14 protein-coding genes and 1 pseudogene are annotated in these 15350 nt (G+C 47.8%); all 15 read right to left on the bottom strand.

Annotated features, from left to right (window positions below; translation table 11 throughout):
• Positions 1-98: pseudogene (locus tag T411_RS1000000120035) on the bottom strand (IS200/IS605 family transposase); the annotation flags it as partial.
• 163 nt (positions 99-261) lie between these two features.
• Positions 262-1395 carry a flagellin C gene (flaC, locus tag T411_RS0104960; protein ID WP_000290380.1) on the bottom strand — a complete coding sequence of 378 codons (1134 nt, stop codon included), beginning with the start codon at positions 1393-1395 and terminating at the stop codon, positions 262-264.
• A 554-nt stretch (positions 1396-1949) separates the two neighbouring features.
• Positions 1950-3089, bottom strand: coding sequence for a flagellin A (flaA, locus tag T411_RS0104955; RefSeq protein ID WP_000154827.1), 1140 nt, complete (start codon positions 3087-3089; stop codon positions 1950-1952).
• A 407-nt stretch (positions 3090-3496) separates the two neighbouring features.
• Positions 3497-4690 carry a flagellar hook-associated protein FlgL gene (gene flgL / locus T411_RS0104950; RefSeq protein ID WP_000934642.1) on the bottom strand — a complete coding sequence of 398 codons (1194 nt, stop codon included), beginning with the start codon at positions 4688-4690 and terminating at the stop codon, positions 3497-3499.
• A gap of 12 nt (positions 4691-4702) precedes the next feature.
• Entirely contained in the window at positions 4703-6577 is a 1875-nt protein-coding gene (flgK, locus tag T411_RS0104945) for a flagellar hook-associated protein FlgK (RefSeq protein ID WP_000135483.1), read from the bottom strand.
• Between the two features lie 179 nt (positions 6578-6756).
• Positions 6757-7695: a flagellar assembly peptidoglycan hydrolase FlgJ gene (flgJ, locus tag T411_RS0104940; RefSeq protein ID WP_000609516.1), complete on the bottom strand. Its 939-nt coding sequence runs from the start codon at positions 7693-7695 to the stop codon at positions 6757-6759.
• Positions 7696-7705: 10 nt separating this feature from the next.
• The gene (locus tag T411_RS0104935) at positions 7706-8791 is read right to left on the bottom strand and encodes a flagellar basal body P-ring protein FlgI (protein ID WP_001225051.1); all 1086 of its coding nucleotides are present in this window, start codon (positions 8789-8791) and stop codon (positions 7706-7708) included.
• Between the two features lie 90 nt (positions 8792-8881).
• Entirely contained in the window at positions 8882-9658 is a 777-nt protein-coding gene (flgH, locus tag T411_RS0104930; protein ID WP_001911822.1) for a flagellar basal body L-ring protein FlgH, read from the bottom strand.
• A gap of 23 nt (positions 9659-9681) precedes the next feature.
• On the bottom strand, positions 9682-10470 hold the full coding sequence (gene flgG, locus T411_RS0104925) for a flagellar basal-body rod protein FlgG (protein ID WP_001182097.1): 789 nt from the start codon (positions 10468-10470) through the stop codon (positions 9682-9684).
• Between the two features lie 19 nt (positions 10471-10489).
• Positions 10490-11239: a flagellar basal-body rod protein FlgF gene (gene flgF, locus T411_RS0104920; protein WP_000373284.1), complete on the bottom strand. Its 750-nt coding sequence runs from the start codon at positions 11237-11239 to the stop codon at positions 10490-10492.
• 182 nt (positions 11240-11421) lie between these two features.
• The gene (gene flgE / locus T411_RS0104915) at positions 11422-12726 is read right to left on the bottom strand and encodes a flagellar hook protein FlgE (protein ID WP_000122825.1); all 1305 of its coding nucleotides are present in this window, start codon (positions 12724-12726) and stop codon (positions 11422-11424) included.
• 28 nt (positions 12727-12754) lie between these two features.
• Positions 12755-13462 carry a flagellar hook assembly protein FlgD gene (flgD, locus tag T411_RS0104910; RefSeq protein WP_000929365.1) on the bottom strand — a complete coding sequence of 236 codons (708 nt, stop codon included), beginning with the start codon at positions 13460-13462 and terminating at the stop codon, positions 12755-12757.
• 17 nt (positions 13463-13479) lie between these two features.
• Complete coding sequence (flgC, locus tag T411_RS0104905) at positions 13480-13896, bottom strand: flagellar basal body rod protein FlgC (RefSeq protein WP_000051920.1); 417 nt, start codon at positions 13894-13896, stop codon at positions 13480-13482.
• Between the two features lie 4 nt (positions 13897-13900).
• Positions 13901-14296 (bottom strand): flagellar basal body rod protein FlgB, encoded by a 396-nt coding sequence (gene flgB / locus T411_RS0104900; protein WP_001007981.1) that lies wholly within the window; start codon positions 14294-14296, stop codon positions 13901-13903.
• A gap of 219 nt (positions 14297-14515) precedes the next feature.
• Positions 14516-15343: a protein-glutamate O-methyltransferase gene (locus T411_RS0104895; protein WP_000125384.1), complete on the bottom strand. Its 828-nt coding sequence runs from the start codon at positions 15341-15343 to the stop codon at positions 14516-14518.
• Positions 15344-15350: the final 7 nt, after the last annotated feature.

The raw sequence follows: 15350 nt of genomic DNA, 5'->3' as shown, positions 1-15350 counted from the left end.
ACATTACCTTTTAAGATCTTAAAACGAAATTTTGGTGTCCAAACGATATGATATTTGCAACGCCAATAGACGTGTGATGAACTTCTGTAGTCGCCCATGTTATTTGAATCCTCTTACTTATGGTGAATAAGAGTTTGTCTTCTAACATGGGCGCATTTTCGGGCAAAAGCCCCTAGGGACAATCACCACCGCTAAAAGCGGTGGTTTAGGGATGACAATAAAAAACCCAGCTGCAGCTGGGTTTTTTCCTATCAACTCGAACTAGCCTAGAAGAGCCAGTGCTGAGTTGGGTGCCTGCTTGGCTTGTGCGAGAACAGAACTTGATGCTTGAGAAAGGATCTGCGCCTTGGTCAGTGCAGTCGTTTCTTTGGCAAAGTCTGTATCTTTGATCCGGCTCTTAGACGCATTCACGTTTTCGTTAATGTTATCTAAGTTGTTGATAGCGTGGTTGAATCGGTTTTGGAATGCACCGAGTTCAGCACGATGGCTATCCACATATTTCAAGGCAGCATCGACAATCGCCACACTCTCTTGTGCACCACCAACCGTAGTGACATCCAGAGTATCAACCGTCACGTCTTGCGCAGCACCGATACCTAACTCACCGGCAAGTGCGCCACCAAAGGTCGCAGCACCATCGATTCGGTTGTTATCAGTGAATAGCTGTAACTTACCTTCTTCATCCACCGATGCTTTGATCATGTCGGTTTGACCGTTGATGTAAGTGGCCAGCTCTTCGATATCATCCCCTTCTTTCGCATTGATCGAAATGGTGACATCGCCTTCGCGTTTGTCTTTCAGAGTGATGGTCAGATCGGTTTTACCCGCTTCCACGCCCCAGTTTTTGTCTTTACCGTTAGCCGCTTGATAGGTTTTACCTCCCATCAAAGCGTTATCGCTGCGCATATCTTTGATGTTAAGCATTACCGCTTCACCGTTATCCGCACCAATCTGGAATGATTTGGTTGCGAATGTACCGTTGAGCAGCTTGTTACCTCCGAAAGAGGTGGTTTCGGCCACACGATTAAGCTCATCATTCAACGCGGTAATTTCTTCTTGAATCGCAACACGGTCAGCTTTTGAGTTCGAACCGTTTGCTGATTGCAAGGAGAGATCACGCATACGTTGTAAGATGTTGGTGGTCTCTTTCATTGCCCCTTCCGCGGTTTGCGCCATCGAAATACCATCGTTGGCGTTACGAACGGCGACACCTAAACCTCGGCTTTGCACGTTCAAGCGGTTAGAGATCTGCAGACCGGCCGCATCGTCTTTTGCGCTGTTAATTTTGTATCCTGAAGATAGACGTTCCATTGACGATTGTTGTGCATTGGTTGCACTCGTCAAGTACCGTTGTGCTGTCATTGCTGACACGTTGGTGTTTACATTCACCGCCATAGTGGTATCTCCTATTGATTTTCCGACGTAGCGGAACTCCCAAACGGTCTCCGACGTCTCGGAAAACCAAGCAGTTCTCTCAAAGTTACCTCTATTAGCGACTCGTTGAATAAATCCTTTAGCAAAAAGATGTTTTTTTGCCCTAAACCCTCTGAAATCTATGCATCTTGAGAGATATAACACAAATCACATAAATATCAGGCTGATAGGCTCAAGTTTTATCCACAATGGCCGGGGGCATCCACTCACGCTTCGAGAACCGTTCTTCAGCGGATGATAGGAAAAAGTAGGAAAGATAAAGGTGGGGGTAAAACGCAGAAAAAAGAAAAGCCCCTTTTCCTTTGAGAGAACCGGGGCTATTTGGTGGTAGCCATCGCCAATGTGGAGATCAAGAGAAATGAACACATTTCGGCTAACCATTAGGGGCGCATGATTATGTGGGGCTAGATGAGCAGTTTGAGTGAGAGAGCTCGCCTAACATTCCATAACCATACTTTGCCAAAGTCCCTTCATTACATACCCACGTCTGAGCTCATTAATGAAGGTACCGTGAACTACTGCAATAACGAGATTGCAGAGTTTGGCAACTGTTTCGCTTGGGCAAGAATTGAAGTCCCCGCCTGTTGCAGAATCTGAGATTTGGTAAGTTGCGTTGTTTCCTTCGCAAAATCCGTATCTTTAATCCGACTTTTCGACGCTTCCACGTTCTCCTGAATATTCGACAGGTTACTGATGCTGTGACTGAGTCGGTTCTGTTTAGCACCGAGGTCAGCTCGTTGCGAATCGACGTATTTTAATGCGGCATCGATGATACCCACGGCGTTCTGTGAACCACCGACACTGGTGATATCAATGTCTTGAACTGTGGTTTTCACACCAGGGCCACCATTGAGGCCAAGTTCGGTTGCCAAACCACCGGAGATATTGAAGTTGCCTTCAATATTGGGTTCAGCAACAAAAATCTGCAGTTTGCCTTCTTGGTCAACCGAAGCTTTGAACAGATCCGTTTGACCGTTGATGTAAGTGGCCAGCTCTTCAATGTCATCACCATCTTTGGCAATGATATCAAGCACGACTGCCTCACCGTCTTTCTTGGTGAATTCAAACTTCAGGTCACGAGCGGTAGGTGGTACCCCCCACTCTTTAGTCTTAGGTTGTTCGGCAATAAAGGATTGGCCACCCATGCGGAAATCATCAGCACGTACACTGGTCAGTCCCATAATGATCGCTTCACCCGAGCTAGAACCGATTTGGAACGAAGCTTCACCAAACGAACCATTGAGTAGCTTACGACCACCAAATGACGTGGTTTCAGCGATACGGTTCAGTTCATCTTGCAGTGCCACCGACTCTTCATTCAGAGCCTGACGCTCTGACGCTGAGTTGGTACCGTTCGCCGATTGTAAGGCGAGGTCACGCATACGCTGCAAAATGCTGGTCGATTCATTCATCGCACCTTCTGCGGTTTGAGCAATCGAAATACCATCGTTGGCGTTACGCATTGCCACATCCAAACCACGAGATTGCGCCGTTAAACGGTTTGAAATCTGCAGGCCTGCCGCGTCATCTTTTGCACTGTTAATGCGATTACCTGATGAGAGGCGTTCCATGGAGGTGTTAAGCTCTCCCGTCGCCTTGGTCAGATAACGTTGTGCGGTCATCGCCGACACGTTGGTATTTACGTTAATGGTCATAGTTTGCTCTCCTATCGAGTTCGCAAGCTCATTTGCGAAGCGGTCAGCTTTGGTCTCTTTTGGAAGCACTGACCGTGAATAACTTGCCAAATCGGCCCAAAGGCGGATTTAAAAACCGGTTACAACAACTCTGATGTACTTTATTCAATTAGTGTGCCAACTTTATTTTCTTTGACACCCATTGATATACATCGCTTATTTTCAATGAGTTACATTGTCTATCTAATTCAATCAGCCACTCAAAGTTGCCGATTTCGGTGAGCGGCAATCCATTTTGCCGCTGACTTGCCGCTTTGGTTACCCTGTACAACTTTTCACCAAGGCTCAATGTTGTATTAGCAACTTCCGTGCCACTTTTTACTCAACTCACTTCGCTCATATGGCTTAAGCGCATAAGGCATTGAAGGTTAGATGTAGTTAAAAAGGGTGAGATCTTTCGTTTTACCAAAGGCTTTCTGCGATGCCTCAAGGGCTCGCGAGTTCTCGTTGAACTCAATCACGGCTTCTGCGTAATCCAGATCCTCAAAGGTACTTTTGGATTTCGCGAGGCTGATTTTGAAATCTTCGTGCTGCTCTTCCTGAATATCGAGCGTACTCAAACGCGCACCAATATCCGTTCTGGTTTTATTGAGATGGATAAAGGCGGTATGAAATTCTTCAACTAACTGATGCAGTTTGGCCGTATTCGAGGCATCCGATACCGACCCTTCGGCGTAGCGAATCGCATCACGGAAAGTATCAAACACACTAAACGTGGTGCGAGGCGTCAGCTCAATCGCATCCCCTTTGCTGATCTGCCCTTTGACCTGAATATTCAGCTCTTCAAACTGGATGCCGGTTTTCGCATCAAACTCTCCCGCTTGCACTACGCTGCCATTACGCTCTAACTGATAGCCATTTTTGCCTTCCGGCATATCGACAAACGTTACACGATAGGATGCGGTATCATCGGGATTGAGGTTAACTGCACGCTCTAAGAGCAGCTCGGAACCCTCTTGCAGCGCATAGTTGGGCTCATAGCTGCCAAAAGGATTAGGGATCTCCATAAACACTTTGCTGCCTGGGTTATTAAATGGAATTTCCAAGCTGTTGGAGATCTTCATTTTGCGCTGATAATCATCCCCCGCGTAGGTCACATTGCCTTGGTTATCACGAAAGAAGGGCTGATTTTTGGGTTTGGTACCGGCAAAAATATAGTTGCCGGATTCATCTTGTACGTTGGCGAGGTTAATAAAGTTATTGGCCATTTCTTGCAACACGCGCGCACGCGCCACCCGATCTTCTGGTGACAATGAGCCGTTGATCATCTCCATCACAGTGCGCTTTGCGGAGTCAGAAAACTCTTCGGTATTAGAAATAATGACTTCTTGATGCTCAAGACGGTTGCGGACTAGCACTATCGCATCTAGGTACTGACGCAGCTGCTCTTCTTGTTGCCCAACGTTTTGGATGTAGTGCGTCGCCAGTGGGTTGTCACTCGCTGACAACAGCTTCTTACCAGACGCCAATTGCGCTTGGTTATTAAACACTTTCGATTCCTGACGACGGATGTCGTTCTGAACCGCTTGGTAGTTATGGAAGCTAGAGATTCGGTTTAACATTTACCCATCTCCCTATCGCAACGCCAAAATGGTGTTGAAAGTGTCGTTCGAGGCCTGAATGATGCGTGAGGAAGCCATATAAGCTTGCTGAAATTTCATCATGTTGGCGGCTTCTTCATCAAGGTTCACACCGGAAATCGAAGCGATGCGCGATTGCGCCGCCTCTTTCTCCAGTCTTGCCACATCGGTCAAACGCGTCATGGTGGCCATTTTTAGCCCCACATCCGTGTTGAGGTTGTGGTAAAGATCGATGATGGTGGACTCGTTATCATTCATCCGTTTTGCGGTTTGAATGTTGATCATTTTACGCAAGTTGCCGTTATCCCCTTCTGAAGGGACAAGGTTTGCCGTGAACTTATCATTAGGTAACGCACCTTCTGTCAGCTCAAAGGTAGTGCCCAATACGGTCACAGGCCCAGTCGGCGGATAAGGCTGAGGCTGAAGTAAAATATTGCCTTTGGTGTCGGTCACCGCGAATTGATCGCCGGTTGGCGAGACAATCACTTCAAATTCGCGAACATCCCCCGCTTGTAAAATCTTAAATTTCGCTTTGCCTTGGGCAAAAGTGGTCGATGCTTCAAAGCTCTGTGCGGCAATTTTTGTCGCATCTTCAGTTGCTAAACGAATGGCAGCGGCACCGTTACGAGTTGGGCGCACCAAAATTCGCTCCCCGACTTGGGGCGGGTTACGTACTTCTACGCGTAAGCCATCGACATACACATTGCCTTTTACCACGGGCAACACGGTTTGTTGGCCTGAAGGCAAAGTCACCACAAATTCACTGCCGTTGTACTGCATGGAGTATTCGCCACCTTTGAGCTGGCTAACATCTTCAATAAATACCGCCATATCGGCTTTAGAATTACTGTTGGTCACCACACGAGAGCGAGCAATGACGTCCAAATTGACATCGGTAAACAGAGCGCTACCCACATTGCCACGTAGATCTAAACCTTGTGACTGTAAGGTATTCACTTCATGAGAAAAGGAGAGTGCGAGACGACCGACTTCATCCATCAAGTACGGAATGTGTTCATCACGCATATCTAAAATGGCTTCCATCTTGCCGCCAATATCACGCGCGGAGATGGCTTTGAGCGCCTTGCCTTCCACCATGGCTAAACGGTGTTGCTGGGTATCTGGGAAACCGTCAATCACTCTCAGTTGGCTGGCTTCAGTACCGGAAACCAAAGTGTGGCCGTTGCCGATATGAATGTTGAAGCCTTCACCATGTTTTCTTTGCGTGACCGTGACTTTGGTGTATTGCGACAGTTCGGATACCAGCTTTTCATGCTTATCCATCAAATCGTTATGTGGCCCTGGTACGCGCATCATCAAACGCTGCAAATCACGAATTTCCAACGCCAGTTGGTTGATGCGTTCTACGCCAAGAGCTAACCCTTTGTTGGTAATGTCTTTTTGTAAACGAACCGTCTCATGGAAATCATTCAGGTTTTGTGAAATGAGCTTGGATTTTTCGAGCACCACTTTACGGGCACCCAGATCATTGGGCGAATCAGCCAAACTTTTTACTGAATCAAACCACTCATTGAGGTTTTCAGGAATTTTCTTCGAAGCCACAGAGGAAAGCAGCTTAGACAGCATATCGAGATTTTCTTCGGTATCTCGCTTAAAAGCGTAATCGGTAGAGGCAATATTCAGCTCTTTAACGGCAAATTGATCCCACGAGCGGCGAACATTTTCCACATGCACACCCATACCATAGGTTTCACCGCCGTATTGGCGAGGCGCATTGGTCCCTTGGATCACAGACTGACGGCTGTAACCCTCTGTATTAACATTGGAAATGTTATGACCTGTGGTATTGAGTTGTCTCTGAGCCGTCAGTACGCTTTGCGTACCCACATTCAGAAGATCAGACGCCATACTGCCCCCGAAAACCGATATTAATCAGTAAAATTCACTGAATCTAAACAGTAGATAGCAATATGTATGCCAGATTGGATGTATTCGATTTACTCTAATAAAAATAGCAAGTTAGGATTGGTAAGCTGAAAAGATTGAGGACGAGAAAGAGTGCCGCCGGAAATATTCCGGCGGGCGATTTATAACAGATTCATTTGATCGATTTGCGCTTTTACACGCAGCACCTTGTCGGCGTATTGCGGGTCGGTCGCATATCCAGCACGGTGGATACCGTGGATAAAGCGTTCACTGTTTCCGCCATGATCCAACGCATTGGTATAACGTGGATTGTTTTCCAAGAAGCGAACATAGTCGTTAAAGCTTTCATCAAAGCTCGCATAAGAGCGAAATGCCGCTTTCTCCACCACTGGAACATTGTTGTGATATTCCAAGGTTTGGGTTGCGACTTTATCCCCCTGCCAGCTGCGATCGGCTTTGATGTTAAAGAGGTTATTGCTGTTGCCACGGGCATTTTTGACCATTTTTTGCCCCCAGCCTGTTTCCAGTGCCGCTTGAGCAATCAACAAGGAAGAATCGACCCCGAGCATGCGTGCCGCTTTATCCGCATAAGGTTTGAGCTTAGTAACAAACGAATGGCGAGAATCAAACTGCGTCGATTGAACCGCTTGTGTTTTACGCAGCGGATACACCGCCGCCACCAAGTCTTCATTGCTGCGTTCACTGGCCGTTTTACGTGCATGTTCCACACGGCGCATGGCTTCTTGGAAGCCATCCTCCCCTTTTTGCTCGCTCGCCGTTTGTCCGGTCGAAAGCTGGGCAACGATCATATCGGCCAAGCCAAGCGAACCAGATGAACTGAACTCACTCGCCATCTGTTCATCCAGCATCTGGCGATAAAGATCTTCATTCTGGCTACTCATCAGATCGGATTTAAAGTCACTATTCGCATCACGCATGGATTTGAGCATCATGGAAGTGAAGATCGATTCAAACTGACGAGCCGCTGCGGTTAGCGCAGACTGTCCGGCATTTTCATCACCATTCACCGCCTTTTGGCGTAACTTGTCGAGTCCGGCGATATCTTGGATAAAGCCAATGTCATTGGAATTATTAATCATGGCTGGCTCCTTAAATAATGATCAGTTGGCCTTCAATCGCGCCCGCTTGTTTCAGCGCTTGCAAAATCGCCATTAAATCGGAAGGGGCAGCACCCACTTCGTTAACCGCACGCACCAGATCATCTAAAGTGACCCCCGGCTCTAACTTAAACATTTTGCCCTGTTTTTCAGTGACTTCTATTTCTGTGTTTGGCACGACCACCGTCTGACCGCCACCCAGTGCATTAGGCTGGCTGACGTTTAAGTTTTCTTTGATCGCTACCGTCATCCCACCGTGAGTGACCGCGGCTGGTTTGAGGCGTACATTCTGCCCAACCACTATGGTGCCCGTACGTGAGTTAACGATAATTTTCGCCGCACTGTCTGCAGGATTGAATTCAAGGTTCTCAATTGCAGAGAGGAAGGCAACACGCTGGCTGAGATCGCGCGGAGCACGTACCTTGATTGAGGCCGCATCCACCGCCGAAGCCATTTGGGGGCCCAAGAACTGGTTCACTGCATCGGCTAAACGCTGTGCTGTCGTGAAATCAGATTCAAACAGGTTAAACGTAATGTAATCACCACGGCCAAATGGGTTAGGCACTTCACGCTCAACAATCGCGCCACTGGAAATCATGCCCACAGTCGGGTTGTTACCAACAATTTTTGAACCATCCGCACCGGTTGCACTAAAACCACTCACCACTAAGTTACCTTGTGCCACCGCGTAAACTTGCCCATCCAAACCTTTCAGGAAAGTTTGCATCAAGGTACCGCCACGCAAACTTTTTGCCGATCCAATTGAAGAGACAGTGATATCGATGGTTTGACCTTGCTTAGAAAACGCGGGCAGATCGGCAGTGACGATCACGGCGGCAACGTTTTTGGTTTTTGGCTTGGTGCCGGGAGGCAATTGAATGCCGAAACTTTGCAGCATGGCGTTAAAGCTTTGATCAGTAAAAGGTGTCGACTCGCCAGTCCCCGGCAAACCAGTGACCAAGCCGTATCCGACCAATTGGTTGTTACGAACGCCCGCAACCTGCGCAACATCTTTGATCCGTGCAGCTTGCGCACTGGAAGCCAGCAGCAACATCAATAAAATCGTGAATTTTCTCATGGCGGATGTACCTTACTCTCTAAAACAACAATGAGGCCAAAGGGCCTCACCGTTCACTATGCTGTCAATAAACTAGCCCAGCGGCTCGACTTATAAAGAGACATTAAAAAATCGTGCCAAGAATCCGGGTTCTTGCATATCTTGGTTGGTTCCAGTGCCAGAATATTGAATTCGCGCATTGGAAATACGGTTAGAAGCAATCGTATTGTCGAAGTCGATATCATCCGGACGGATGGTGCCACTGAGACGAATGTACTCATCACCCGTGTTCAGAGTGAGCCATTTTTCACCGCGGATCACTAAGTTACCGTTCGCTAACACTTCAATCACTTCTACCGTAATCGAGCCTGACATGCTGTTACTTTGGTTAGCCGCCGCGCTCCCTGAAAACTTATTGTCGTTTTTCAGTGCGTAAGAGAAATTGTAATCCCCGATGGTCAAATCTTTGCCGCCGACCGCCAGCGGATCCATCGAAGCATCATTTTTCTTGTTCAGATCCGCATCCGCACTTTTGGCTGCTTTGGTGCTTTCATTGAGAGTCACGGTAATGATGTCACCCACACCACGCGGTTTAGAATCGTCATACATGCTACTGCTGCTCGCCAAATTAAACAGCGAGCCCGTTTCCGCCGCGTAATGCTCAGGCTTACCTTTCGGATGAATAGGTGCCCATGCGGGATCGCCCGCAACGGGGTCGGTACGATTGCGCAGCGCATCGGTCAAACCCGAGTTACTCTCAGATTTGTCCCCCTCAACCGCATCCACCGTCGTGGTACCTTGAATGGTTTCAGCAGATTCAATCGGTGGCTGCATCAAGCTACAACCTGAGAGCAGAATCAATAAGCTAGAAGCAAGTAGACGTTTCATCGCGGCCATCTCTTAGTTAGCAATTACAGTTGTTGGTTAACGAAGCTCATCATCTTATCGACGGCGGAGATAACTTTAGAGTTCATCTCGTACACACGCTGCGCTTCAATCATGTTGACCAACTCTTCCGTCACATTCACGTTCGAGGTTTCGAGCATAGATTGGCGAATATCCCCCAAACCATCCAAGCCCGGAACCCCTTCTTGTGGCTCACCACTGGCTCCGGTTGGTAGGTAAAGGTTTTGTCCAACCGGCTCTAAACCGCCGGGGTTAATGAAATCAACCGTAGTGATCTGCCCCAGTACTTGGTTATCCTGCTGACCACGGACACGAACCGACACTTCACCATCATTACCAATCGTGATGGAAATAGCGTCTTCGGGAATGATGATTTCAGGTTGTAAACGGTAGCCCGCACCAGAGGTCACAATCGCGCCTTCATCATCCAAGGTGAACTGACCATTTCGGCTATAGGCAATGTTGCCATCTGGCATCAGAATTTGGAAAAAACCGTCGCCTTCAATCATCATGTCCAAACTGTTGGAGGTCGTTTGTACGTTACCGTTCGTGTGTACCTTTTGGGTTGCCACGACCTTAGAGCCCGCGCCTAACATCAAACCACTCGGCAAACGAGTGTTTTGCGAGGATTGTGCTCCCGGCTGGTTAATGTTTTGGTAAAACAGATCTTCAAACACCGCCCGCCCTTTTTTAAAGCCAATGGTTGAGGCGTTGGCAAGGTTGTTGGAAATCGTTGCAATGTTGGTTTGTTGGGCATCTAAGCCGGTCTTACTGACCCATAGTGCTGGTTGCATACCTAACTCCTACCTTAAATTAGCTACTGCGAAGCAGTGAATCGGAAGCTTTGTCCATCTCTTCCGCTGTGCTCATCATCTTGACTTGCATTTCGAACTGACGTTGCAAGTCGATAAGGCTGGTCATTTCACCTATCGCATTCACATTGCTCCCTTCAAGGGCACCCGTGAGAATTTTTACGCTGGCGTCGGCCTCAAACTGAGTGTTGGGATCGGTAGCGCGAAATAAACCATTCACGTCTTTAAACAGTGACTGGTCATTGAGGCGAACCAGCTTGATTCGATCCACCACTTCCATCGCATCAGCCGGGGCACCCTGCGGACGAACAGAGATGGTACCATCACCGCCGATTTCGACTTTGTTTAGCGGCACAGGCAAGGTAATCGGAGCCCCTGTTTCGCCTAAAACCGGATGCCCATTGCCGTTAAGCAGCAGTCCCGTTTCATCGATTCGTAAGTTGCCGTTACGAGTCAGTCCCTCTTTGCCAGTTTTATCCAGCACAGAAATCCAGCCATCACCTTGAATCGTGATATCGAGATCGCGGCCTGTCGTGATCACACTGCCTTGGGCAAAGTTATGCCCCGGACGCTCAGTCATACTGAAGACGCGACTTGGGAGCCCTTCACCGTAAGCCTGCATAGAACGAGCTTGCGCTAAATCGGCACGAAATCCCGTCGTGCTGACGTTAGCTAAGTTGTTTGCCCGTAACTGCATCGCTTGCATGTTTTGTTTTGCGCCACTCATGGCAAGAAACAATGCGCGGTCCATAATCTGCTCCCAAATCGTTAGTTAGAGCAGTTAAAGCAAGCAGCATGCCAACTTAATTATTCCTTATGGAACAAACTGATAGATGAGAAATCTGAAGGAGATAAGCGTATTTGCCGCGGCAAGGGGGCAAAGAGGCAACCCCATTAAGCCGCATTGCCGCCGCTTAATGGGGTTGAAGAGGATTAACGAATCTGCAGGATATTTTGTTGCAGACCGTTGTGTACTTCTAAAGCACGTGAGTTGGCTTGGAAGTTACGCTGAGCGGAAATCAAATCCACCAGCTCTTGCGTCATATCGATGTTCGACTGCTCTAATGAACCATTACTGATCGACCCAAACGAACCTTTATTCGATTCACCCCAGATTTTCGCGCCCGAGAACTGAGTAGCATCCCACTGAGTACCACCTTTTTTGTCCAGTCCTTGCTCGTTCGCAACACGCACCAGCGCAACACGGCCTAGAGTGGTGTTAATGCCGTTTGAGTAAGTAGCCAGTACGCTACCATTTTCATCAAAGTCGATCTTCGTCAGGAAGCCTGTCGTCGCACCATCTTGATCAAACTTGGTCAACTCAAAAGGTGCGGCAAACTGCGTGGCAGAATCCAAGCTAAACGACAAGGTTTGGTTAACATCCGCACCGTTCAGATCGACTGGATTGGCACCGCCACCCAGTGGCTCAGTCACAATTGGTTGACCGTTGTTTAAGCTTGACAAGGTACCATCGTTGTTAAAACGCATGGTATGTCCCACGTGGCCTGTTGGGCTTGCCGCATCACCACCGACAACGTTAATCGGCTTTTCACCGGTTTTGTCAGTGACGGTGTAGTAGGTCTGCCATGTATTAGCTTGATTCATATCTTTCAAGTAATACGTCGTTAACTTATAAGGTTGCCCCATAGAATCGTAAATGGTCGATGAGGTCGTACGGTTATAAGTCTCAGGATCGGTAATATCAAACAGCGCAGGGTCTTTGAGATCACCGTTAGCAGGCAAGTTTGCTCCTAAGTCAATATTCGCGGTCTGTTTCGGTTTACCGAACTGCGGCGGAATATTAATTGGCTTAGGCTCATAAGATAAGACATCACCCGTATCAGGGTTTACTTCATAACCCAGCAGGAACTCATCATTCGCTGTGACCATGAAGCTATTTTTATCCAAGTGGAATGCGCCGTTACGAGTCAGCTCATTTTGCTGTGGAACTAAGCGATCTTTCGCGACAGCGAAGAAGCCCGTACCCGCGATACGCAAATCCAGTGGGTTATTGGTATAGATGCTAGAACCTTCGTGGAACTGCTGTGCCACTTTGGCCGCTTGCACACCTTGCCCTGGTGTCGTCTTCGCGTTAGTAAAGAGTGAGGTGGAATACACATCACCAAATTCGGCACGCGACTCTTTAAAACCAAACGTATTGGCGTTCGCAATGTTGTTACTGGTGGTATTTAAATCCATCTGCGCGGCGGATAAACCACTAAGAGAGACATATGACATGAGTAATTCTCCTATCTAGCTAGCGCTATCACGCTTTGCCTACTTCAAGTACTTCAGCAAGTCGAACTGGTGCATCAAAACCAGCCAGATTGAGTAGTACGTTACCATCGCCTTTGCCTAACAAAACGCTGTTGACGTTCGCATACGTGGAGACTTCAAACTCTTTACTCTCTCCATCCAGCAAGCCAGACGCTTTCACTTTGTATTTGCCACCCGGCAACGGATTACCGTTCTGATCTTTTCCATCCCATTCAACGCGGTTATCACCAGAAGATTTGGCACCGACGTCAAAGGTTCGTACCAATTGACCAGCTTCATTCTCAATACGGATGAACAAGTTATCGATCGACTGCGGCAGTTTCACCATTGCCGCCATACCGCCATCAGGCTTTTTCATTCCTGCCGCCCCCGGCACTAGCACGTCACGCCCTACCAGTGATGACGCTTGCAGCGCTTGGTTAGAGGTCATTGATGAGTTGAGACTCTCAAACTGAGTGTTCATCTTGCCAATGCCATCAACGGTCGCAAATGAAGCCATCTGCGCAATCATCTGATCGTTACTCACGGGTTTGAACGGATCTTGCTGTGCTAACTGCTTGGTCAGCAAAGAAAGAAAGTCTTCTTGTTTCAGGGATTTCTGCCCTGTGGTTTCATCCGGCTTTTTCTGCTCTTGAAGAGCTTTAAGCTGATCAATATAGGACAAGCCGCTTTGACCAACATTATTGACTCCGGCCATACGTTAACTCCTTATCCTTATTGACCCATCTGCAGCGTACGCAGCAGCATCTGTTTACTGGCATCCGCCACCTGCACGTTGGTTTGATAAGAACGAGAGGCAGAAATCATATTGGCCATCTCTTCCATCACATTGACGTTGGACTTGTAGATATAGCCTTCATCATTGGCAAGTGGATGTTCTGGATTAAATTCAGCGACCAGCGGTTTATCACTTTCCACAATCCCCAAAACCTTCACCGGCACATTGGGATCGCGGTTGAAACGCGCTTTACTCAACTCTGCGCCAAATACTGCATGACGAGCTTTGTAAGTATCTTTCGCTGAACTACTAATACTATCAGCATTGGCCAGATTACTTGAGGTCGTATTGAGACGAACCGACTCGGCGCTCATCGCAGAACCTGTGACATTAAATACGCTGAATAAGCTCATCGATCTACTCCCCTTTAAGCGACTTGGTTAAGTTCTTAAATTTACTGCCTAGAAAATCCAGTGACGCTTGGTGACGGATTTGGTTTTGCATAAACAAGTTACGCTCCAAGTCTACATCCACCGTATTGCCATCACCGGTATCCGGCTGTGTCGGTACGCGGTAAAGAATTTCCCCACTCATCGTTGAAGAGGCAGGAATATGCCGACTATCGGTACGGCTAAGACTAATGCTTGCCCCCGAACTTGCCGCTTGCAATGCCTTCTGGAAGTCCATTCCTTTTGCCTTAAATCCCGGCGTATTGGCCTGCGCAATATTGGTGGCAATCACCTCAGAGTTGCGCTCACGTACGCCCACCGTGTGTTGGTGAATACCTAGGGCTCTGTCAAAAGAAATAGCCATGTTTACCTCTTCGATAAGAACTGACCGTTACTGCTGAAATTATTTGCAATTAGCGTACCAACTTTCAAAACTGGAACGATTAGCAGCAAGATGGATAATATTTAGCAAACTCCACGCCAAACCGACTCCTTGCAAGAAAAAGGCGTTCCTGTTCATTAGAGTCTGAAAGAAAAGAAAAAGCCCGGTAGAAACCGGGCAAAATGAGATGGATTAATTTCTTTATTTGAGTTTATAGATGATACCAGGGTTACAACGCACCATTTCAAACTTATCCGTCAGCCCAGTCAGGGATTCGGATGCCCCTAACAGTAAATAGCCGCCGGGGTTCAAACTTGCCGCCATCTGATTAAGCACTTTAGATTTCATATCTGGCGAGAAATAGATCAGCACGTTACGGCAAAAAATGATGTCAAACTTACCCAGCAAGGAGTAACTTTCCATTAAGTTTTGCGGGCGGAAGTTCACTAAACGTTTTACGTTATCCTTCACCTTCATCCGGCCATCCCCAGCATCTTCGAAAAACACTCGACGACGCTCAGGAGATAAACCACGTCCTAAAGCTAAGTTGTCATAAATCCCGGCTCGGCACATATCTAACATACTGGCTGAAATATCCGTGGCAGTAATTGACACGCTTGGCAACAATCCCGGACGTTTTTGCTGCACTTCTAAAATCGTCATCGCCATGGAGTACGGCTCTTGGCCTGATGAACTGGCCGCCGACCAGATTTTTATCGGCCGTTTATGTGCCGCCATTTCTGGCAATAATTTGTCAGCTAAAACCGTAAATGGGTAGGAATCTCGAAACCATAAGGTTTCGTTGGTTGTCATGGCGTCAACCGCTGCTACGCGCAGATCGCGATTTCGTCCTGTCACGACATCCCGCAACAAGTCAGACAACGAACTTAACTTGAATTTGGTGACGAGTGGACTTAGACGACTTCGCACCAAATACTGCTTGCTGTCACCCAGTACAATTCCGCACTGAGATTCCAGAAATCGGCAAAAGTCGCGATACTCTTGGTCGCTAATCGTTATAGCAGTCATTCAATTC

Origin of the sequence: Vibrio cholerae ATCC 14035 (assembly GCF_000621645.1) — a bacterium.
Taxonomy (GTDB): domain Bacteria; phylum Pseudomonadota; class Gammaproteobacteria; order Enterobacterales; family Vibrionaceae; genus Vibrio; species Vibrio cholerae.
Note: the sequence above shows the minus strand (reverse complement) of the source record. Positions and strands in the feature narration are given on the sequence as shown.